Origin of the sequence: Paracoccus sp. J56, assembly GCF_019633685.1 — a bacterium.
Taxonomy (GTDB): Bacteria; Pseudomonadota; Alphaproteobacteria; order Rhodobacterales; family Rhodobacteraceae; genus Paracoccus; species Paracoccus kondratievae.
This window is the reverse complement of the sequence record NZ_JAFL01000001.1, coordinates 237,239-256,024: the sequence shown is the minus strand read 5'-3', so window position 1 is coordinate 256,024 and position 18,786 is coordinate 237,239. Positions and strand designations below refer to the sequence as shown.

Here is an 18,786-nt window from a genome sequence, read left to right as displayed (position 1 = left end):
GGCCGCGCATCGCTGCCGCGAAACTTGCCAAGAACGCGCCCCGTTGCTAGGCAAATGGAAACATTTCAAGAGGACCGCATGGCTGCCGACGAGACTGCCTATATCCCTCCGACCGAAGTCGATCTTGCCATGATCAAGCGGATCCTGCCGCATCGTTACCCCTTCCTGCTGGTGGATCGGGTGCGCGATATCGTGCCGGGCGAAAGCTGTGTCGGCGTCAAGAATGTGACATCGAACGAGCCGCATTTCGAAGGGCATTTCCCGCAGGAACCCGTCATGCCTGGCGTCCTGATCATCGAGGCCATGGCGCAATCGGCGGCGGTTCTGGTCGGCACGACGCTGAACCTCGCCGACAAGGGCATGGGTACTTATTTCATGTCGATCGACAAATGCCGCTTTCGCCGCAAGGTGGTGCCGGGCGACGTGCTTGAGCTGCACATGAAGACCCTGCGCGGCGGCGGCAAGATCTGGAAATTCGAAGGCCGGGCTATGGTCGGAGGCGAGCTTGCCGCCGAGGCCGAGGTCATGGCCATGCTGAACCGTGGCGAGAATGGCTGAGACATTGATCCATCCCTCGGCCGTCGTCGATCCCGCCGCGCGGATCGGCGAGGGTTGCGAGATCGGTCCGTTCTGCGTGATCGGGCCAGAGGTCACGCTGGGGCCGCGCGTGGTCCTGAAATCGCATGTGGTCATCGCCGGCGAGACCGCGATTGGCGAGGAAACCACGGTTTTCCCCTTTGCCTCGCTGGGCGAGGTGCCGCAGGACCTCAAATTCCGGGGTGAGCGTACCCGGCTTGAGATCGGCGCCCGAAATCGTATCCGCGAATATGTGACCATGAACCCCGGCACCGAGGGTGGCGGCGGCGTTACCCGCATCGGCGATGACGGGCTGTTCATGGCGGGCAGTCATGTCGCCCATGATTGCCACATCGGCAACCGGGTAATTCTGGTCAACAACGCCTCGGTCGCCGGCCATTGCGTGCTTGAGGATGACGTCATCGTCGGGGGACTGTCCGGCGTTCACCAATGGGTGCGTATCGGGCGCGGTGCCATGATCGGTGCGGTGACCATGGTGACGGCGGATGTGATCCCCTTTGGCCTTGTACAGGGCCCCCGCGGGCATCTGGACGGGCTGAACCTCGTCGGGCTCAGGCGTCGCGGCGCGTCGCGCGACGAAATCCATGCGCTGCGCGAGATGTTGGGGCAATTGGGGCAGGGCAGTTTCCGCGACACCGCCCGCCATCTGGCCGAGGGCGAGACCACGCCCATGGTGCGCGAGGTGCTGGATTTCATCCTTGGCCCCTCGGACCGCAGTTTTCTGGCGCCGCATCCGTGAGACCTGATCCATGAGCCGCATCGCCCTGATTGCCGGCGAGGGCCGGCTTGCCCCCGCCATCGCCGCCGCGCTGGACCAGCCCTTGGTCTATGCGCTGGACAATCTGAAACCCGAGGTCGAGGCCAAGCCCTTTCGTCTTGAACGTCTGGTGCCCTTTCTGGACGAACTGACCGATCAGGGCGTGACGCAGGCGGTCTTTGCCGGTGCGATCCGCCGCCCCAGGATCGAGCCCGAGCTTTTTGACCCGCGCACGCTTTCGATCGTGCCGCGCATCCTGATGGGGATGCAATCGGGCGACGATGCTGCATTACGCGCTGTGCTTGACGTGTTCGAAGAGGCGGGCATCGCCATCCGCTCGGTCGATCAGATCCTGCCCGAACTGGTACCGGGGGAAGGGGTGCTGGCCGGTGAGCCCAGCCCCCGTGATCAAAAGGACGCTGCACGCGCGGCCGCAATCGTCCGGGGTCTTGGCTCGCTTGATATCGGGCAGGGTGCGGTGGTTGCTCAGGGGCTGTGCCTTGCTGTCGAATCGCTGCCAGGCACACAGGCAATGCTGGAGTTTGCGCGTCTGCATGCCGGGCTGAAACCCGATCCGAACGGGCCGGGTGGCGTTCTTTACAAGGCGCCCAAGCCCGGACAGGACCGTCGTATCGACCTGCCGACCGTCGGCCCCGACACCGTCAATCAGGCTGCCGAGGCCGGTCTTGCCGGCATCGTGTGGGAGGCGGGCAGCGTCATCCTGCTGGAACGGGATGAGACTGTGCGCCGGGCCGAGGCTGCGGGTCTGTTTCTGTGGGCGCGCGGCGCTGACGGGTAGCGGGGACAGGAACCTGATGCCTGCCTTTGCGTTGCCCCAGAACCCAAAAGATCGCGCCGCAAAGACAAGGGCGGGGAATGCAGGCGGTGCCCTGTGTCCTCGATTCCATGGCCTTGCAGCGCGCGGAGCGAAGCGATGAAGTTCTTCATGATCGCGGGCGAGCCGTCCGGTGACAATTTGGGCGGGGCGCTGATGGCCGGGCTGAAAGAGCTGGCGGCCCCCGGGGTCGAATTCATGGGCGTTGGCGGGCCTGCCATGGCTGCCCAAGGGCTTGAGAGCCGCTTTCCGATGGAAGAGCTTAGCCTTATGGGCCTGTGGGAGGTGCTGCCGAAATATCGCGCCCTGAAAGAGCGGATTGCCCAGACGGCCCGAGCCGTGGCTGAGGCACAGCCTGATGCGCTGATTACCATCGACAGCCCGGATTTCTGCCTGCGTGTGGCGCGTCAGGCGCGCGCGCTGAACCCCTCATTACGCACCATCCATTATGTCGCCCCCTCGGTCTGGGCCTGGCGTTCGGGTCGGGCCCGCAAGATGGCGCAGGTGATTGATCATGTGCTGGCGATCCTGCCCTTTGAGCCGCCGCTGATGCAGGCCGCAGGGATGAGCTGCGATTTTGTCGGCCATCCGATCGTTGCCGATCCCGTCGCGGATAAGGCCGAGGCGGCGGCATTCCGTGCTGCGAATGGCATTGCGCCTGATGCGCCGCTGGTCCTGTGCCTGCCCGGATCACGCCAAACCGAGGTCAGCCGCCTTGGTCCGCGCTTTGACGAGGCGCTGATGCGGTTGCGCGACCGGGTGCCCGAAATCCGGGTGGTGATCCCGACCGTGCGCGGGGTTTCGGCGCTGGTACATGATATGGCGCGGCGCTGGCCCACCGCGCCGGTCGTGGTCGAAGGGGCCGGGGAAAAGCGCGCGGCCTTTGCTGCAGCCGATCTGGCGTTGGCGGCCTCGGGCACGGTCAGTCTGGATCTGGCGGCGAATAACGTGCCGATGGTGATCGGCTATGATGTTGCGCTGCTTAGCCGCTTCATCATCGGGCTGATGCTCAGGACGGATACGGTGACGCTGGTCAATCTGGTCAGCGAAACCCGCGCAGTGCCGGAATATCTGGGCCGCAACTGCCAGCCGGGGCCGATGTCGCGGGCGCTTTACCGGCTGATCGAAGACCCCGAGGCGCGGGCCGAGCAGTTTGCCGCCATGGGCACGACCATGGAGCGGCTGGGGCGCGGCGGCGAGGCCCCGGGCCTGCGCGCCGCGCGTTCGGTTCTGGCCGCGATCAGTTCTGGGCCGCGACCACGATGATCTCGACCTTGTAATCGGGCGTTGCCAGCGCCGATTCGCCCGTGGCACGGGCCGGGGCATGGCCGGGGGCAACCCAAGCGTCCCAGACGGCGTTCATTTCAGCGAAATCGGCCATATCGGCCAGCCAGACCTGCGCCGACAGGATGCGGGTCTTGTCCGAGCCGCATTCGGCCAGCAGCCGGTCGACCTGGGCCAGCACCTCGCGGGTTTGCTCGGTCACCGATTCGCCGGGTTTGCCGACCTGACCGGCCAGATAGATGGTGCCGTTGTGGATGACGGCCTGGCTCATACGGGGGCCGGTCTCGATGCGCTTGATCTCGGACATGAAGGATCCTTTCGGGTTGGGCTGGCGTCAGAAGAGCCGCCAGAAGAACACTGCCGTCATGCCAAAGCCGATGGCCGCAATCAATGCTCGCAAGGCAGGGATCGGGATGCGCCGCGCCACCGGCGCACCCAGATAGCCGCCCAGAATCGTGCCGACGCTCATCACCGCCGCTGGTTTCCAGGCGACCTGACCGCCGGCGGCAAAGATAGCAAACGAAATTACCGACAGTGCGAATGACAGCCAGTTCTTAAGCCCGTTCATCTGGTTCAGTTGGGTCATGCCCCAAAGTGCGAACAACGCCAGCAGCACGATGCCAAGCCCGCCGTTGAAATAACCGCCATAGATCGCCACGGGCACCATGGTTCCGGCGCCAAAGGGGGCCACGGCGTCGCGGCGCCGTCCTGCCCATTCCCGCACTTGCGCGCCCCAGATAAAGACCGAGGTTGCTGCCAGCAGCAGGAACGGCACCAGCACCGCGAAAGCCTCGTTTGAGGAAACAAGTAGCAGGCAAGAACCGGCGATGCCTCCGATCACCGTCCAGAAGGTCAGCCGCAGCACCAAGGAGCGGTCGATCTGGGCGATTTCGCGTCGGAACCCCAATGCGGCCGAAAGATAGCCGGGCAGCGCCGCGACCGTGCTGGTTGCATTGGCCGAAACGACGGGTACTCCGCTGGCGACCAGCGCCGGAAAGGTGATGAAGGTACCGCCCCCCGCAACAGCGTTCAGCATTCCGCCAAGAAAGCCGGCGGCAAGCATCAGCAGGATATCGGTCATGGGCAGGGCTCCGGACAATGGGGGGCATCCCTGCCTAGCTGCCCGGCCGCAGATGGTCCAGCACCCCCGGCAACATGCACACGCATTCCGGGTGCGGCTACATCAGGCGGGTCATTTTGCAGGGAATAACTGGTGCTGCAGGAGAGGATTGAACTCTCGACCTCACCCTTACCAAGGGTGTGCTCTACCACTGAGCTACTGCAGCGCCGTGGGCGGGGCTTTAGACCGACTGTGCGGAGGGTGCAAGAGGGATCGGCGCAAAAAATTTAGATATGCCGAACATCGCCGACCGCGCGTCAGCCCCCCGCGCGCGCGCTGGACGCAACAAGGCAAGGGCGCTAACAGAAGAGCATGACGAAAATACCCCGCGATCCCAAGGGCGACACACGTGAAGCGCGGCTCAAGGCGGCGCTGCGGGCCAATCTTGCGCGGCGCAAGGCGCAAGGGCGCGCACGGGCAAGCGCAGAGAACGATACGAGCCAGAACGAGCAGCACGGGCCAGAGAAGCCAAACCAAGGCACGCCCGGAAATGAGGATTAGATGGACCAGATCATTGTAAGGGGGAACGGGCCGCTTCATGGCGAGATCCCGATCGCCGGTGCCAAGAATGCCTGCCTGACGCTGATGCCGGCGACCCTGCTGACCGATCAGCCGCTGACGCTGACCAATGCGCCGCGCCTGTCGGATATCCGCACTATGACCGCGCTTTTGCAGTCGCTTGGGGCCGAGGTCGCCAGCCTGCAGGACGGCCAGGTGCTGGCTCTGTCGAGCCACGCCCTGACCAGCCACCGCGCCGATTATGACATCGTGCGCAAGATGCGCGCCTCGATTCTGGTGCTGGGGCCGATGCTGGCGCGGGATGGTCATGCGGTTGTTTCGTTGCCCGGGGGCTGTGCCATCGGCGCGCGTCCGGTGGACCTGCATCTGCGCGCGTTCGAAGCGATGGGGGCCGAACTGGACCTGCGCGATGGCTATGTCCATGCCAAGGCTCCGGCGGGCGGGCTCAAGGGTGCGGTGATCGACTTTCCTATAGTCTCGGTCGGTGCGACTGAAAACGCGCTGATGGCAGCGACGCTGGCGCGTGGGACCACGGTCCTGAACAATGCTGCCCGCGAGCCCGAGATCGTCGATCTGGCAGAATGTCTGCGCCGCATGGGCGCGCAGATCGAGGGCGAGGGGACCTCGACCATCACTATCGAGGGTGTGCAGGCTCTTGGCGGTGCCACTCATCCGGTGGTGACCGACCGGATCGAGCTTGGCACCTATATGCTGGCTCCGGCGATCTGCGGGGGTGAGGTCGAATGCCTTGGCGGCCGCATTGATCTGGTCGCGGCTTTCTGCGAAAAGCTGGACGAAGCGGGCGTCAACGTGGTCGAGACCGAGCGCGGGCTGAAAGTCTCGTGCAAGAATGGCCGGGTCCGGGCGGTTGATGTGGTGACCGAGCCCTTCCCGGGTTTCCCGACCGATCTGCAGGCGCAGATGATGGCGCTGCTTTGCACGGCCGAGGGTACTTCGGTCCTTGAAGAAAAGATTTTCGAGAATCGCTTCATGCACGCGCCGGAGCTGGTGCGCATGGGCGCGCATATCGAGGTGCAGGGCGGCCATGCCACCGTTCATGGCGTGGATAAGTTGCGCGGCGCTCCGGTCATGGCAACTGATTTGCGTGCCTCGGTCAGCCTGATTCTTGCCGGGCTTGCTGCCGAGGGCGAAACCATTGTCAGCCGCGTCTATCATCTTGATCGCGGCTATGAAAAAGTCGTGCGTAAGCTGCGCGGGGTTGGCGCCGATATCGAACGTATCAAGGAGGCAACCGCCGATGGCTGACGCCCGTTTCACCGATGCCGACCCGGCACCGCTGGCGCTTTTGGCCAGCGATGTCGAGGATCTGAACGTAATCTCGGCCCTTGCTCAGGACGCTGTCCTGCCGGTGACCGAGATCGCATTTGATGGTCGCCACCGGCAGCTTGCGTTGTTGCTGAACCGTTTTCGCTGGGAGGATGCCGAGCAGGCCCGCCGCGAGGGCCGCCCCTATGAGCGCGTGCGCGCGGTCCTGCTGATCTCGGATGTGCTGAAGGTGCAAAGCGACGGTATCGACCGCAAGGACAAGGACCTGATCCTTGAGCTTTTGACGATGAGCTGGCAGGCGGGCGAGGATGGTGCGGGCCGTCTTTTGCTGGAATTTGCTGGTGACGGCACGCTGGCGGTCGAGGCAGAGTGCCTCAATGTCGAGCTGCGCGACGTGACCCAGCCCTATGTCGCGCCCTCGCGCCGTGCGCCACAGCACCCCGAGGATTGAACAGGCCGTTCGGGCGTGCCTTAGCCGCTTGAGCCGCTTGGCTGCAGCCGCTAACAAGGTCGGGTCATTGAAGGCCTCGATCCATGCCCATTCATCTTTCGACTGCCCAGCCCGATTTTTCTGACCGCTTTGCCGATCTGCTTTCGATGAAGCGTGAGGATGCGGCAGATGTGAATGATGCGGTTGCCGCGATCATTGCTGATGTGCGCAGCCGGGGCGATGCGGCGCTGGTCGAACTGACCGCGCGCTTCGACCGTCTGTCGCTGACCCCGCAGTCTCTGGCCTTTTCAAAGGACGAAATTGCCGCCGAAACGGCCAAGGTTTCGGCCGCGGATCGCGCGGCGCTGGTCATGGCGGCAAACCGGATCCGGGCTTATCACGCCCGGCAGATGCCCGACGATATGAGCTGGACCGACCCCGAAGGCGCGACGCTGGGCTGGCGCTGGTCCCCTGTCGCGGCGGCAGGGCTTTACGTGCCGGGCGGTCAGGCAAGTTATCCGTCATCGGTGCTGATGAACGCGATTCCGGCCCGGGTGGCCGGGGTCGAACGGCTGGTGATTTGCGTGCCGACGCCCGACGGGGTGGTGAACCCGCTGGTCCTGCTGGCGGCCGAGCTTTCCGGGGTCGATGAAATCTATCGCATCGGCGGCGCGCAGGCGATTGCAGCCATGGCCTACGGCACCGATACCATCCGCCCTGTGGACAAGATTACGGGACCGGGCAACGCCTATGTCGCGGCGGCAAAGCGTCAGGTCTTTGGCCGCGTCGGTATCGACATGATCGCCGGTCCGTCCGAGGTGCTGATTATCGCTGAGGGCGAACAGAACCCCGAATGGCTGGCGCTGGATCTGCTGGCACAGGCCGAACATGATGCCGATGCGCAGGCGATTCTGGTTACCCCTGACGAAGCCCTTGCCCGCGCCGTGGTGGCCGAGGTCGAGCGTATTCTGCCCACGCTTCCGCGCGCCGAGGTGGCCGGGGCTAGCTGGCGTGACTATGGCACGGTGATCGTGACCCGCGATCTGGACGAGGCGGCAGCGCTTTCCGACCGGCTTGCCCCCGAGCATCTTGAGCTTTGCGTGAACGACCCCGAGGCGTTGGCGAAACAGACCCGTCACGCCGGGGCGATCTTCCTCGGTGGCTGGACGCCCGAGGCCGTGGGCGATTACGTCAGCGGTCCGAACCACGTTCTGCCGACGGCCCGTTCGGCGCGTTTCTCTTCGGGACTGTCAGTGATGGATTTCCTGAAGCGCAGCACTATCGCGCGGCTTACGCCCGAGGCGTTGGCGACCATTGGTCCGGCAGCGGTGCGTCTGGCCGAATCCGAAGGGTTGTCCGCACATGGCCGCTCGGTCTCGGCGCGGTTGTCGGCTTTGAACAGGGGGAAGTAATGGGGCAGTCAACCAACCGGCTGTGCCGGATCGACATTGACGACAGCGCCCTGCCGCCTCCCACCCCCGAGATGGAGCAGGACCGCCGCGTCGCGGTCTTTGATCTGCTGGAGGATAACAGCTTCAGCCTGCCCGGTCGGGACGGGCAGGATGTGCCACCCGGCCCCTATGCGCTGGCGCTGGCGGTGCGCGAGCGGCGGCTGGTCTTTGACATCGCGACCGAAAGCGGCAGCAAGGTGGTTGAGTTTCACCTGTCGCTTGGCCCTTTTCGTCAGACGGTTAAGGATTACTTCCAGATCTGCGCCAGCTATTTCGATGCGGTAAAGCGTCTGCCTCCGACGCAGATCGAGGCGATCGACATGGCGCGTCGCGGCATCCACAACGAGGGCGCCCGCACCCTGCAAGAACGGTTGGAGGGTAAGGCCGTCATCGACATCGACACAGCGCGCCGCCTGTTCACCCTGATTTGCGCGCTTGTGCCGGGGTGATTCGTGGCTGGACCGATCCCACATTCGGTACTTTTCTGCTGCGATCATAACGCCATCCGTTCCCCCATGGCTGAGGGGATGATGAAAAAGTTCTACGGCCGCGCCGCCTATGTGCAATCGGCGGGGGTCAGGAACGATATGGAGATTGACGGTTTTGCCATCGCCGTCTGCAAAGAGATCGGGGTCGAACTTTCCACCCATCGTTCGCGCTCGTTCGAGGAAATGCAGGCCTGGGGCGATGATCTTAGCAGTTTCGACCTTGTGGTCGCGCTGTCTCCGGCAAGTCAGAGGCAGGCGCTTGAGCTGACGCGTGTGGCCCATCTTGAGGTTGAATACTGGCCGATCATGGACCCAAGCGGTCTGGCCGAGGGGCGCGAAGAAAAGCTGGCAATTTATCGCACCGTGCGGGATCAGATCAGCAAGCGGATGATCGAACGTTTCGGACCGCCGACTGAGGACTAAAGAAATCTTATCGGTGCTAACGAATTGTTAGCCTATTGGCCCGATGCTGGCGGGACAATCTGTGCAGGGGCTTCCCGAATGTCCGAAATCCAGCGGTTCCACCACAATCCGGGCTGGGCGATACAGGCGATCCAGACCAGCCGCGCCGTGCTTATCCCTGACCGGTATGGGCGAATCATCGCTGTGAATCAGGGCTGTTTGCGCCTGTGCGGCTATCAGCGCGATGAGCTGATCGGCCGCCCGGCGTCGGTCCTGCTTGAACCATCCGGTCCCGGTCCTGCATGGTTGTGGCGGATGATCGAGGCCCCGGACGAAGCCGAGGCCTGGCTGAACGGCCTGGTGCAGATTGCCAGATCGGGGCGACGCATTCGCACCGATGCCCGTCTGTGCCCGATTCGTGACGAGCAGGGGCAGGTCTGCCTCAATGTCCTGTTCCTGCGCGAACCCGCAGAGGAGGAGGGGCCGTTGCAGCCCGATCCTGCCCTTGGGCAGGGCAGGGGGCAGGTGATCCGGCTAAGCGACTGGGTGCAGGCTTCTGGTACGGAAACCCGGGCGGTGGGTCGGGCCTGACCGATGCAGATGCGTGGCAGGCTCCGGTCCTGTCCTCAGACCACGATGTCAGACGACAACCGCCGCTCCTTCGGTGGCTGGGCCAACATTGGCGCGGAATGCGGCGAAAAGCTCGCGTCCCAACCCTTCGGCCGAGGGTGCAGGATCGTGTTTCGCGGGTTCTCTGCTGTCAAAGTCCGCGGCAAGACAGGACAGGGAGCCATTGGCGGCATCCAGGCGAATGATATCACCGTCGCGGACACGGGCCAGCGGTCCTTCATCCGCCGCCTCGGGCGAGATGTGGATCGCGGCGGGGACCTTGCCCGATGCGCCGGACATGCGCCCGTCAGTCACCAGCGCCACACGCAGCCCGCGATCCTGCAGCACCGCCAGCGTTGGGGTCAGTGAATGCAGCTCGGGCATGCCGTTGGCACGCGGCCCCTGGAAGCGGACGACGACGACGACATCCTCGGTGAACTCGCCGCGTTTGAACGCAGCCTTGACCTCTTCCTGATCGGCAAAGACGCGGGCGGGGGCCTCGATCACATGTCGTTCGGGCGCAACGGCCGAGATCTTGATGACGCCGCGACCCAGATTGCCCGACAGCTGCTTCAGCCCTCCGCTGGGCGCAAAGGGGGCGGTCGCCGGGCGCAGGATTTTGTCATTCAGCGACTCGCGGGCGCCATCGACCCAGGTGATCTGGCTGTCCTTGAGCCGGGGTTCCTTCACATATTGCTCAAGCCCGCCGCCGGTGATGGTACGGACGTCCTGATGCAGCAGCCCAGCGTCAAGCAGTTGGCCAATCATGAACCCAAGCCCCCCTGCGGCGTGGAAGTGGTTCACGTCGGCAAGGCCGTTGGGATAGACCCGCGCCATCAACGGGACGATTTCGGACAGGTCGTGGAAATCCTCAAGATCCAGAATCACCCCGGCCGCGCGCGCCATGGCGGGCAGATGCAGCACCAGATTGGTCGAGCCTCCGGTGGCCATCAGCCCGACGATGCCGTTAACAAAGGCGCGCTCGTCCAGAATTTCTCCTGCTGGCAGATAATTATTGCCAAGCCGGGTGATGGCTGCGGCGCGTTGAACGGCGGCGACGGTCAGCGCATCGCGCAGCGGCGTATTCGGATTAACAAAGCTCGAGCCCGGCAGGTGCAGGCCCATGAACTCCATCAGCATCTGGTTGGTGTTCGCGGTGCCGTAAAAGGTGCAGGTGCCCGGGGCGTGATAGCTGGCCATCTCGGCTGCCATCAGTGCTTCGCGACCAACTTCTCCGGTAGCAAACTGCTGGCGGACCTTGGATTTTTCGTCATTGGGCAGGCCCGAGGGCATGGGGCCAGCCGGAACGAATACTGCGGGGATATGGCCAAAGGTCGCGGCGGCGATGATCAGACCGGGCACGATCTTGTCACAGACCCCCAGATACAGCGCCGCATCAAACGTGTCATGCGTCAGTGCCACACCCGAGGCGAGCGCGATGACATCGCGCGAAAAAAGCGACAGCTCCATCCCTGGTCGGCCCTGGGTGACCCCGTCGCACATTGCCGGGACGCCACCTGCAACCTGTGCGGTCGCGCCCGCGACATGGGCTGCCTGCCGGATCAGGTCGGGATAACGCTCATAGGGCTGATGGGCCGAAAGCATGTCGTTATAGGCAGTGACGATGCCGATATTCGGTTTGCGCGTCGTGGCAAGGTCCTGCTTGTCGGGCATGGCGGCATAAGCATGGGCCTGGTTTCCGCAGGACAGATGGGCGCGACGCGGACCTTCTTCGGCTGCGCGGGCAATCTTGGCCAGATAGGCGCCGCGGCTTTTTGCGGAACGTTCGCGGATGCGGTCGGTTACCCGGGCGATGGTGGCGTGCAGGGTCATGGCTTGCATCTCCTTTAGTTGCTATGTATCATGTTAGCGGTAACAATGCAACCAGCCCGCTCTTGCCCATGGCGGCTTGCCGTGGCAATCCTGCGCCGTTTTGCATGAGGCCGCCATGACCGCCGATCTGCCCACCATTCGATTGCGTCCGAAGTCAAAGCCGCAGGCTATCCGCCACGGCTTTCCCTGGGTCTTTGCCGATGAGCTGGTGACCGACCGGCGCACACGGGCCATCCCTGCTGGTAGTTTCGCCGTGCTCGAGGATGCCGACCGGCGCCCTTTGGGGTTGGTTACCGTTAATCCCGATTCGCGTATCATCGCACGGGTCATGGACCCCGATCCTCAGGCCCAGATCACCCGCGACTGGATTGCGGTACGGCTGCGGCGGGCGCTCTCCATGCGTGAGCGGCTGTTTGATGCGCCCTTTTATCGCCTGATTCATGCCGAGGCGGACGGCCTGCCGGGCACCATTGTTGATCGCTTTGGCGATGCAGCGGTGATTCAGCCCAATGCCGCCTGGGCCGAGCGTATGGTCGGAGATATCGCTGCCGCGCTGCGTGAGGTCACAGGTGTTTCAACAGTGATCCTGAACGGGCAAGGCCGCGCCCGGACGCAAGAGGGGCTGAACGAGCGGACCGAAGTCCTGTCGGGCGTGGTCAGCGGGCCGGTCGAGGTGCCGATGAATGGCGCGATCTATCTGGCCGATCTGATGCAGGGTCAAAAGACCGGGCTGTTCTATGATCAGCGCCCGAACCATGCCTTTGCGCAAAGGCTGGCGCGCGGTCAGCGCGTGCTCGATGTGTTTTCGCATGTCGGCGGCTTTGGCCTTGCCGCGCTGGCGGCCGGGGCGACGCATGCCACCTGTGTCGATGGCTCGGCCGCGGCCCTGCAGCTGGCGCAGGGTGGTGCGCGTGCCATGGGTGCCGAGGCGCGGCTGACGATTCGCAAAGGGGATGCGTTCGAAGAGATGGAGGCGCTTGCCGCCGAGGGTGCGCAATTCGACGTGGTGATCTGTGATCCACCGGCCTTTGCCCCCTCAAAACAGGCGCTTGAGGCGGGTTTGCGCGCCTATGAGCGGGTGGCAAAACTGGCCGCGCCTTTGGTCGCGCCGGGTGGCTATCTGGGCCTGTGTTCGTGCAGCCATGCCGCCGATTTGACCGCTTTCCGCAATGCCAGCGCGCGCGGTATTGGCCGAGGTGGGCGGCGGATGCAGCTGCTGCATACCGGGCAGGCCGGACCGGATCACCCGACGTTGCCGCAATTGGCCGAGACTGGTTATCTTAAGGCGCTGTTCTTTCGGTTGGACGGATGAAGGCGGTTCTGGACGCCTGTGTCCTTTTTCCGACCGTGCTGCGGGAAATCCTGATCGACACGGCGGCAGCGGACCTGTTCCAGCCTGTCTGGTCCAGTCGCATTCTGGACGAATGGCGCCGTGCCGCAATCCGTCAGGGGCTTGAGGCAGGTGCAGAGATCGCGCTTTTACAGTCGCGTTTCCCGCAGGCACTGGCCGAGCCGGGGGGCAGGATGTTCGGGCTGGATCTGCCTGATCCTGCGGATCTGCATGTGGTCGAGACCGCGCTGGCGGCAGGGGCCAAGGTGATTGTCACCGCGAATCTGCGCGACTTTCCGCGTGGCACGCTGGGCGCTGTCGGCCTGCGCGCCATTCATCCCGATGAATATTTGCGCGATCTTTATCTGCGTGCGCCTGAGCCGGTGTCGGCCGCTGTCGAAGCGACCGAGGTCCGCGCCCGCGCAGCCGGCGGACAGATGGGCCGCAAGGAACTGATGCGCCGCGCCCGCCTGCCAAGACTAGCCAAGGCGATGGCCCGGCTGGATGGGGCCGGCGATGCCGCGCCATTGTCGCAAGACAGCCCTATTGTTCCCCCACGGGGGCAGAACTGAAAGGGGCTGGAATTGAGGGACTTGATTTGGGGGACTTGATGTTAACGCTAACATCGGCTAGTCGGCAGATCACCGACGAGGAGGCAGCAATGGTATCACGCATCATTCCGGTAGATGATTTCGACCTGGTGATCTTTGGTGCGACCGGAGACCTCGCACGGCGTAAGATCGTTCCCGGCCTGTATCGCCGCTTTGTCGCCGGGCAAGTCCCGGTGAGTGCCCGCATCATCGGTGCGGCCCGCACCCGGCAAGACGACGACGCTTTCCGGGCCGAGATGCGCGCCGCGATCGAGGAATTCGCCGGCCCGGGTCAGGACGCCGCACAGATCGCGGCCTTTCTGGACATGCTGGGCTATGTCGCTATCGATGCGCGCGGGACGGATGGCTGGGCCGAGCTTAAGGCGCGGATGCGGCCGGGGGTGGTCCATGCGTTTTACTTTTCGGTCGCGCCGGGGCTGTTTGGCGATATCGCTGAGCGGCTGGCCGGGAATGGCATCGCTGATGCCGACAGCCGTATCGTGGTTGAAAAGCCGTTTGGTCGCGACCTTGAAACTGCCCGGCAGCTGAACGCGACGCTGGCTCGGCATTTCAGTGAAAATCAGATCTATCGCATCGACCATTATCTGGGCAAGGAAACCGTCCAGAACCTGATGGCCGTGCGTTTCGCCAATATCCTGTTCGAGCCGCTGTGGAACGCGCAATACGTGGATCACGTCCAGATCACCGTGGCCGAGACGGTGGGCGTCGGCGGGCGCGGTGAGTATTACGACCACTCGGGCGCAATACGGGACATGGTGCAGAACCACCTGATGCAGCTTTTGTGCCTGATCGCCATGGAGCCGCCCTATCATTTTGATCCCGACGCGGTACGGGATGAAAAGCTGAAGGTGATCCGCGCGCTGGAACCCGTGCTGCCCGAAGATATCGTGCGCGGTCAGTATGTCGCTGGTCCCGACGGGCCCGGATATCTCGAAGATGCCGAGAACCCGCAGTCGCGCACGGAAAGCTTTGTCGCGCTAAAGGTCAGCATCGCCAACTGGCGCTGGACCGGGACGCCGTTTTATCTGCGCACCGGCAAGCGGCTGCGTGCCCGCACCAGTGAGATTGTCGTTACCTTCAAAGAGCCGCCGCATTCTATCTTTGACGATGGCGGCATCCATCGCGCCAACCAGCTGGTCATCAAGCTGCAGCCCAATGAGGGCATGCACCTGACCGTGATGATCAAAGAGCCGGGACCGGGCGGTATGCGTCTGGTGCAGGTGCCTTTGGACATGAGCTTTGCCGATGCGCTGGGGGCTGAGGGTGCGGACATGCCCGACGCTTATGAGCGGCTGATCATGGATGTGATCCGCGGCAACCAGACGCTGTTCATGCGCGGTGACGAGGTCGAGGCCGCCTGGGCCTGGACCGACCCGATCATTGCGGCATGGGAGGCTGGCTCCAAACGGCCCGAGCCCTATGATCCGGGTTCTAGTGGCCCCGAAGAGGCGCTGCGCCTGCTGCATCGTGACAACCGTCGTTGGAGGGAGATCCGACCATGACGCTTGAGTTTATCGAATACCCCGACCGCGAGATGCTGTTTCTGTCGCTGGCCGACCGTGTTGCCGGTCAGCTGTCGCAGCATCTGCGCGTGAATGACAGGGCAAGCCTGTGCGTGCCGGGCGGGACCACGCCCGCACCGCTTTACGATTATCTGTCTGGGGCCGAGATCGACTGGCCGCGTATCACCGTCCTGTTGAACGACGAACGTTGGGTGGATGGTGAGCATATGCGCTCGAACGGCCGTTTGCTGCGCCGTCACCTTTTGCATGACAAGGCCGAGGCTGCGCAGTATCTCGACCTTTATACCGGTGATGCCAGCCCCGAGGACGCCGCCCCGGCGCTAAGCGAGGCGGTTGCAGCGCATCTGCCGCTGACCGTGCTGCTGTTGGGCATGGGCACCGACATGCATACGGCGAGCCTTTTCCCTGACGCTTCAGAAACGGTGCTGGCGCTGGCCCCTGATGCGCCTGCCGTGATGGCGGTGACAAGCAACCGGGATGAGCCGCGGATCACGCTGACCGCCTCGGCGCTGAAAGGTGCGATCAACACCCATCTGCTGATCACCGGTGTCGACAAGCGCGAGGCTTTCGAGCGCGCGCAGAGCCTTGACCCGACCGAAGCGCCGATCCGCGCCTTTCTTGGCGATATTACCGTGCATTGGGCAGAGTAAGATGAGTGATATCTGGAACCGACTGAAGGATCACCGCAAATCTCAGGGTGCGCAGCGCATTGAGGCGCTGTTTGAGGCCGATCCCTCGCGTGCCTCCACTTTTTCGACCAGCGCCGAGGGGCTGGTTTTCGACTGGTCCAAGACCCTGATTGACGCGCGCGCGCGCGACCTGTTGCTGGAACTGGCGACCCCGGTACCTGCCCGCCGCGAGGCGATGTTTAGCGGCGAGCGCATCAATGAGACCGAAGATCGCGCTGTTCTGCACACAGCTTTGCGCAATCTTGGCGGCAGCGTCATGGTGGACGGTCAGGATGTGATGCCCGAGGTGCGCCGCACGCATGAGCGGATGCGCGGTTTTGCCAATGCCGTGCGTGATGGCAGCTTTGCGGGGCAGGGCGGACGTATTACCGATGTCATCAATATCGGTATCGGCGGTTCGGACCTGGGTCCGGCGATGGCGGTGCGGGCGCTTGCCCCCTGGCATGACGGACCGCGCGTGCATTTCGTCTCGAATGTGGACGGGGCGGATATCGCCGATACGCTCAAGGGCCTTGATCCGGCGACGACGCTGGTGATTGTTGCCTCTAAAACCTTCACCACCATCGAAACCATGACCAACGCCCGCACGGCGCTGGACTGGATGAGCAAAAGCGTGGCGCAACCGGCTGCCCAATTCGCGGCGCTTTCTTCGGCTGTGGCACGTACCGCCGAATGGGGCATCGACGAATCGCGCGTCTTTGGGTTCGAAGATTGGGTCGGTGGCCGCTATTCGGTGTGGGGCCCGATCGGGCTGTCGCTGATGATCGCCATCGGTCCCAAGCAGTTCGACCGTTTCCTTGCTGGTGGCGCGGAGATGGATCAGCATTTCCGTCAGGCTCCGCTGGCTGAAAACCTGCCGGTGCTTCTGGCGCTGGTTGGCATCTGGCATCATCAGATCTGTGGCTACGGCACGCGTGCCGTGCTGCCCTATGACAACCGTCTGGCGCGGCTGCCCGCCTATCTGCAGCAGCTTGAGATGGAATCGAACGGCAAGCGCGTCTCGATGGACGGCAGCGACCTGACCCTGCCCTCGGGTCCGGTGGTCTGGGGTGAGCCGGGTACCAACGGCCAGCACGCGTTCTACCAGCTTATCCATCAGGGCACGGCGGTCGTGCCTTGCGAATTCATTATCGCCGCGCAGGGGCATGAACCCGAGCTGGCCCATCATCACCTGTTGCTGATTGCCAATTGCCTTGCGCAGTCCGAGGCGCTGATGCGCGGTCGTTCGCTGGACGAGGCGCTTGAGATCATGCGCGCCAAGGGTCTGACCGGGGCCGAGCTTGAGCGTCAGGCACGCCACCGGGTTTTCCCGGGGAACCGCCCCTCGACCACGCTGCTGATCCCCGAACTCTCGCCCTATACGCTGGGCCAGATCGTCGCGCTGTACGAACATCGCGTGTTTGTCGAGGGTGTGATTCTGGGCATCAACAGCTTTGACCAATGGGGGGTCGAACTGGGTAAGGAACTGGCGCTTAAGGTCGCCCCGCTGCTTGAGGGTAAGCCATCTCCGGGTCATGATCCTTCGACCGAACATCTCGCGGCGCTGATCCGCGCGGCGCGGGGCTGAGACCTTTGTTTAGAGCTTTCATGTTCAAGGGGCGGTGCGTCAGGCGCCGCCCCGGTCGTTTCGGGGTTCGCCGGTTTCCGCATTGATGGCCGCTGCGGGATTGACCCGGGCGATACTGGAATTAGCCTTGCTGGCGCAACAGGGAAGGGTAAGCCATGGATCTGATGGCGAAAGTGACGGAACTGGTGGGTGGCGCGATGGTCAGGATGCGGCGTCGTGGCGCGCCGCGCACAGCGGCGCTTGGCCCAGCCCCTGCTATCCCCGAGGCGAAAAAACAAGGCATCATGACCCTGAAGATGCCGACCGCGCGCGGCTGGGCACCGGGCCAATTGCCCAAGGCTGCCCCGGGCCTGCGCGTCAACGCATTTGCCCGCGACCTGCAGCATCCACGCTGGATCGAGGTTTTGCCGAACGGCGATGTGCTGGTAGCAGAGGCGCTGCAAGAGGCTTCTGCCCCGAAAACGCTGCTTGACCGGGCGACGCAGGCGACCATGCGTCGCGCCCGGGCCTTGGGGAAAAGCGCCAACCGCATCACGCTGCTGCGCGACAATGAGGGCAGTGGCGTGGCCGGGACGCGCGAGATCTTTCTGGAAGGTCAGCGTCAGCCGTTCGGCATGGCTCTGGTGGGCGAGACTTTCTATGTCGGTAATACCGACGGGATTGTTGCGTTTGACTATCAGCCCGGCGCGACCCGGCTGAATGGCCCGGGCAGGCGGCTGGTCGAGTTCCAGCCGGGCGGGCACTGGACGCGGAGCCTGATCGTCTCGCCCGACCGCAGGCGGCTATATTGCGGCGTCGGCTCGCTGACCAATATTGCTGACGAAGGCATGGAGGCAGAGGAAGGCCGCGCCGCGATTTGGGAGCTTGATCTGGAATCCGGCCATGCCCGTATATTCGCCTCGGGCCTGCGCAACCCCGTTGGTCTGGCGTGGGAGCCGGTGACGGGCGCGTTGTGGACCGTGGTAAACGAACGCGACGGGCTGGGCGATGAGACCCCGCCCGATTATCTGACCTCGGTGCGGGATGGGGCCTTTTACGGCTGGCCGTGGTGCTACTGGGGTCAGACCGTCGATGACCGGGTGCCGCAGAACCCCGCGGCTGTCGCCCGCGCGATCACCCCGGATTATGCACTTGGTGGGCATACCGCCTCGCTTGGTCTGTGCTGGATGCCCGAGGGCACGTTGCCCGGTTTCCCGGACGGGATGGTGATCGGACAGCACGGCTCGTGGAACCGCTCGACCCTGTCGGGCTACAAGCTGATCTTTGTGCCCTTCCAGAACGGGCGTCCCTCGGGGCCGCCTCGGGACATCCTGTGGGGTTTTCTGTCCGAGGACGAGAAATATTCCTATGGTCGCCCGGTCGGTGTCACCATCGGCCCTGACGGCCGTTCGCTGCTGATGGCGGATGATGTGGGTGATGTGATCTGGCGGGTCAGCGCCGCCTGACCCGCCGGA

At 63.9% G+C, this 18,786-nt stretch carries 20 protein-coding genes and 1 tRNA gene; 17 read left to right on the top strand and 4 right to left on the bottom strand.

Going from position 1 to position 18,786, the window contains the following annotated elements:
* The first annotated feature begins 78 nt into the window (after positions 1-78).
* The 4 genes from fabZ (at position 79) to lpxB (ending at position 3,455) form a co-directional block, all read left to right on the top strand.
* On the top strand, positions 79-558 hold the full coding sequence (fabZ, locus tag M511_RS01240) for a 3-hydroxyacyl-ACP dehydratase FabZ (RefSeq protein ID WP_050804181.1): 480 nt from the start codon (positions 79-81) through the stop codon (positions 556-558).
* Entirely contained in the window at positions 551-1,336 is a 786-nt protein-coding gene (lpxA, locus tag M511_RS01235; protein WP_010395798.1) for an acyl-ACP--UDP-N-acetylglucosamine O-acyltransferase, read from the top strand. The genes fabZ and lpxA overlap by 8 nt, the downstream gene beginning before the upstream one ends.
* A gap of 10 nt (positions 1,337-1,346) precedes the next feature.
* A complete protein-coding gene (locus M511_RS01230) occupies positions 1,347-2,153 on the top strand; it encodes an LpxI family protein (protein WP_010395795.1) in 807 nt (268 codons plus the stop codon).
* Between the two features lie 135 nt (positions 2,154-2,288).
* Positions 2,289-3,455, top strand: coding sequence for a lipid-A-disaccharide synthase (gene lpxB, locus M511_RS01225; protein ID WP_085501145.1), 1,167 nt, complete (start codon positions 2,289-2,291; stop codon positions 3,453-3,455).
* On the opposite strand, the gene M511_RS01220 is transcribed toward lpxB, so the two are convergent.
* The 3 genes from M511_RS01220 to M511_RS01210 form a co-directional block, all read right to left on the bottom strand.
* On the bottom strand, positions 3,430-3,780 hold the full coding sequence (locus M511_RS01220; RefSeq protein WP_010395792.1) for a RidA family protein: 351 nt from the start codon (positions 3,778-3,780) through the stop codon (positions 3,430-3,432). The genes lpxB and M511_RS01220 overlap by 26 nt on opposite strands.
* A 27-nt stretch (positions 3,781-3,807) precedes the next feature.
* Positions 3,808-4,554: a sulfite exporter TauE/SafE family protein gene (locus M511_RS01215; RefSeq protein WP_085501144.1), complete on the bottom strand. Its 747-nt coding sequence runs from the start codon at positions 4,552-4,554 to the stop codon at positions 3,808-3,810.
* A 130-nt stretch (positions 4,555-4,684) separates the two neighbouring features.
* Positions 4,685-4,759, bottom strand: a tRNA-Thr gene (locus M511_RS01210).
* Positions 4,760-4,905: 146 nt separating this feature from the next.
* On the opposite strand from M511_RS01210, the gene M511_RS01205 reads away from it, so the two are divergent.
* The 7 genes from M511_RS01205 to M511_RS01175 all read left to right on the top strand — a co-directional run bounded on the left by M511_RS01205 (position 4,906) and on the right by M511_RS01175 (position 9,761).
* Positions 4,906-5,094: a hypothetical protein gene (locus M511_RS01205; RefSeq protein WP_010395788.1), complete on the top strand. Its 189-nt coding sequence runs from the start codon at positions 4,906-4,908 to the stop codon at positions 5,092-5,094.
* Entirely contained in the window at positions 5,095-6,378 is a 1,284-nt protein-coding gene (gene murA, locus M511_RS01200) for a UDP-N-acetylglucosamine 1-carboxyvinyltransferase (RefSeq protein ID WP_010395786.1), read from the top strand. It begins immediately after the preceding gene.
* Positions 6,371-6,850 (top strand): DUF2948 family protein, encoded by a 480-nt coding sequence (locus M511_RS01195; RefSeq protein WP_010395784.1) that lies wholly within the window; start codon positions 6,371-6,373, stop codon positions 6,848-6,850. Before murA ends, M511_RS01195 begins: the two co-directional genes overlap by 8 nt.
* An 83-nt stretch (positions 6,851-6,933) precedes the next feature.
* Positions 6,934-8,241, top strand: a complete 1,308-nt coding sequence (hisD, locus tag M511_RS01190; RefSeq protein WP_010395782.1) for a histidinol dehydrogenase — start codon at positions 6,934-6,936, stop codon at positions 8,239-8,241.
* On the top strand, positions 8,241-8,729 hold the full coding sequence (locus M511_RS01185; protein ID WP_085501143.1) for a UPF0262 family protein: 489 nt from the start codon (positions 8,241-8,243) through the stop codon (positions 8,727-8,729). Before hisD ends, M511_RS01185 begins: the two co-directional genes overlap by 1 nt.
* 3 nt (positions 8,730-8,732) lie before the next feature.
* Entirely contained in the window at positions 8,733-9,191 is a 459-nt protein-coding gene (locus M511_RS01180) for an arsenate-mycothiol transferase ArsC (protein WP_085501142.1), read from the top strand.
* 78 nt (positions 9,192-9,269) lie between these two features.
* Entirely contained in the window at positions 9,270-9,761 is a 492-nt protein-coding gene (locus M511_RS01175; RefSeq protein WP_085501141.1) for a PAS domain-containing protein, read from the top strand.
* Between the two features lie 48 nt (positions 9,762-9,809).
* Here M511_RS01175 and edd read toward each other — a convergent pair whose 3' ends face one another.
* Positions 9,810-11,612 (bottom strand): phosphogluconate dehydratase, encoded by a 1,803-nt coding sequence (edd, locus tag M511_RS01170; protein WP_010395773.1) that lies wholly within the window; start codon positions 11,610-11,612, stop codon positions 9,810-9,812.
* Positions 11,613-11,727: 115 nt separating this feature from the next.
* Between edd and M511_RS01165 the strand changes: the two genes are divergently transcribed.
* The 6 genes from M511_RS01165 (at position 11,728) to M511_RS01140 (ending at position 18,777) form a co-directional block, all read left to right on the top strand.
* Positions 11,728-12,924 carry an RSP_2647 family RNA methyltransferase gene (locus M511_RS01165; RefSeq protein WP_085501140.1) on the top strand — a complete coding sequence of 399 codons (1,197 nt, stop codon included), beginning with the start codon at positions 11,728-11,730 and terminating at the stop codon, positions 12,922-12,924.
* Positions 12,921-13,514, top strand: coding sequence for an RSP_2648 family PIN domain-containing protein (locus M511_RS01160; RefSeq protein WP_085501139.1), 594 nt, complete (start codon positions 12,921-12,923; stop codon positions 13,512-13,514). Before M511_RS01165 ends, M511_RS01160 begins: the two co-directional genes overlap by 4 nt.
* Positions 13,515-13,603: 89 nt before the next feature.
* Entirely contained in the window at positions 13,604-15,055 is a 1,452-nt protein-coding gene (zwf, locus tag M511_RS01155; RefSeq protein ID WP_085501138.1) for a glucose-6-phosphate dehydrogenase, read from the top strand.
* The gene (pgl, locus tag M511_RS01150; protein WP_085501137.1) at positions 15,052-15,726 is read left to right on the top strand and encodes a 6-phosphogluconolactonase; all 675 of its coding nucleotides are present in this window, start codon (positions 15,052-15,054) and stop codon (positions 15,724-15,726) included. Before zwf ends, pgl begins: the two co-directional genes overlap by 4 nt.
* Before the next feature lies 1 nt (position 15,727).
* Positions 15,728-17,332, top strand: a complete 1,605-nt coding sequence (pgi, locus tag M511_RS01145) for a glucose-6-phosphate isomerase (RefSeq protein WP_085501136.1) — start codon at positions 15,728-15,730, stop codon at positions 17,330-17,332.
* Between the two features lie 155 nt (positions 17,333-17,487).
* On the top strand, positions 17,488-18,777 hold the full coding sequence (locus M511_RS01140) for a PQQ-dependent sugar dehydrogenase (RefSeq protein WP_010395757.1): 1,290 nt from the start codon (positions 17,488-17,490) through the stop codon (positions 18,775-18,777).
* The last annotated feature ends 9 nt before the right edge of the window (positions 18,778-18,786 follow it).

Coding starts and splice junctions, on each gene's coding strand:
- fabZ (WP_050804181.1), top strand. CDS start 79: ATGGCTGCCGACGAGACTGCCTATATCCCTCCGACCGAAGTCGATCTT.
- lpxA (WP_010395798.1), top strand. CDS start 551: ATGGCTGAGACATTGATCCATCCCTCGGCCGTCGTCGATCCCGCCGCG.
- M511_RS01230 (WP_010395795.1), top strand. CDS start 1,347: ATGAGCCGCATCGCCCTGATTGCCGGCGAGGGCCGGCTTGCCCCCGCC.
- lpxB (WP_085501145.1), top strand. CDS start 2,289: ATGAAGTTCTTCATGATCGCGGGCGAGCCGTCCGGTGACAATTTGGGC.
- M511_RS01220 (WP_010395792.1), bottom strand. CDS start 3,780: ATGTCCGAGATCAAGCGCATCGAGACCGGCCCCCGTATGAGCCAGGCC.
- M511_RS01215 (WP_085501144.1), bottom strand. CDS start 4,554: ATGACCGATATCCTGCTGATGCTTGCCGCCGGCTTTCTTGGCGGAATG.
- M511_RS01205 (WP_010395788.1), top strand. CDS start 4,906: ATGACGAAAATACCCCGCGATCCCAAGGGCGACACACGTGAAGCGCGG.
- murA (WP_010395786.1), top strand. CDS start 5,095: ATGGACCAGATCATTGTAAGGGGGAACGGGCCGCTTCATGGCGAGATC.
- M511_RS01195 (WP_010395784.1), top strand. CDS start 6,371: ATGGCTGACGCCCGTTTCACCGATGCCGACCCGGCACCGCTGGCGCTT.
- hisD (WP_010395782.1), top strand. CDS start 6,934: ATGCCCATTCATCTTTCGACTGCCCAGCCCGATTTTTCTGACCGCTTT.
- M511_RS01185 (WP_085501143.1), top strand. CDS start 8,241: ATGGGGCAGTCAACCAACCGGCTGTGCCGGATCGACATTGACGACAGC.
- M511_RS01175 (WP_085501141.1), top strand. CDS start 9,270: ATGTCCGAAATCCAGCGGTTCCACCACAATCCGGGCTGGGCGATACAG.
- edd (WP_010395773.1), bottom strand. CDS start 11,612: ATGACCCTGCACGCCACCATCGCCCGGGTAACCGACCGCATCCGCGAA.
- M511_RS01165 (WP_085501140.1), top strand. CDS start 11,728: ATGACCGCCGATCTGCCCACCATTCGATTGCGTCCGAAGTCAAAGCCG.
- M511_RS01160 (WP_085501139.1), top strand. CDS start 12,921: ATGAAGGCGGTTCTGGACGCCTGTGTCCTTTTTCCGACCGTGCTGCGG.
- zwf (WP_085501138.1), top strand. CDS start 13,604: ATGGTATCACGCATCATTCCGGTAGATGATTTCGACCTGGTGATCTTT.
- pgl (WP_085501137.1), top strand. CDS start 15,052: ATGACGCTTGAGTTTATCGAATACCCCGACCGCGAGATGCTGTTTCTG.
- pgi (WP_085501136.1), top strand. CDS start 15,728: ATGAGTGATATCTGGAACCGACTGAAGGATCACCGCAAATCTCAGGGT.
- M511_RS01140 (WP_010395757.1), top strand. CDS start 17,488: ATGGATCTGATGGCGAAAGTGACGGAACTGGTGGGTGGCGCGATGGTC.